The organism is Shewanella sp. SG44-6, assembly GCF_014164185.1.
In the GTDB taxonomy this organism is placed as follows: domain Bacteria; phylum Pseudomonadota; class Gammaproteobacteria; order Enterobacterales; family Shewanellaceae; genus Shewanella; species Shewanella vesiculosa.
In genome coordinates, this window is sequence record NZ_JACJER010000319.1 from 1 (window position 1) to 534 (window position 534).

General features: G+C 41.4%; 1 protein-coding gene. It reads left to right on the top strand.

Annotation, left to right across the window (positions count from 1 at the left end; genetic code table 11):
• Nucleotides 1-52 precede the first annotated feature (52 nt).
• Nucleotides 53-484 carry a bifunctional diaminohydroxyphosphoribosylaminopyrimidine deaminase/5-amino-6-(5-phosphoribosylamino)uracil reductase RibD gene (locus H5185_RS22415; protein WP_182743364.1) on the top strand — a complete coding sequence of 144 codons (432 nt, stop codon included), beginning with the start codon at nt 53-55 and terminating at the stop codon, nt 482-484.
• Nucleotides 485-534 lie beyond the last annotated feature (50 nt).

A 534-nucleotide genomic window follows, 5' to 3' on the forward strand; every position in this document is an offset into this window, starting at 1 on the left:
CTTTTGGCATAGATTTGTTAATGTATACCAAAAGTTTAAAAGGATACTTTAGATGGATCTAGACAAGGCATTTATGCTTAAAGCATTGGAGGTATCTCGGGCTGCTCTGCCTGAGTGCCAACCAAATCCTCCGGTAGGTTGCGTTCTCGTTCTAGGCGGGCAAGTCATTGCCGAAGGATTCACACAAAGAATTGGTGGCAACCATGCTGAGGTTGAAGCGATTAGTGCTTATGATGGCCCTATGGAAGAAGTGACTGCATATGTCACTCTTGAGCCATGTTCATTTGTTGGCAAAACTCCGGCATGTTCTTCTGTAATCATTAAATCAGGAATTAAGAGAGTTGTAGTTGCTATCCTAGATCCTGATGAAAGGAACAATGGAAAGGGTCTTTATGCTCTAGAGAAAGAGGGCATAATAGTGGATATCGGTGTCGCTTCAAGAGAAGTTAGTGAATTTTTGTATCCTTATCTTGGAAAGTCATAATTAACCTCGCATAAGTTCCTAGCGAGGATGGTGATGTATTACAGGATTTT

Bases quoted from the DNA above. Each gene is read 5' to 3' on its own strand.
- H5185_RS22415 (WP_182743364.1), top strand. From the start codon at position 53: ATGGATCTAGACAAGGCATTTATGCTTAAAGCATTGGAGGTATCTCGG.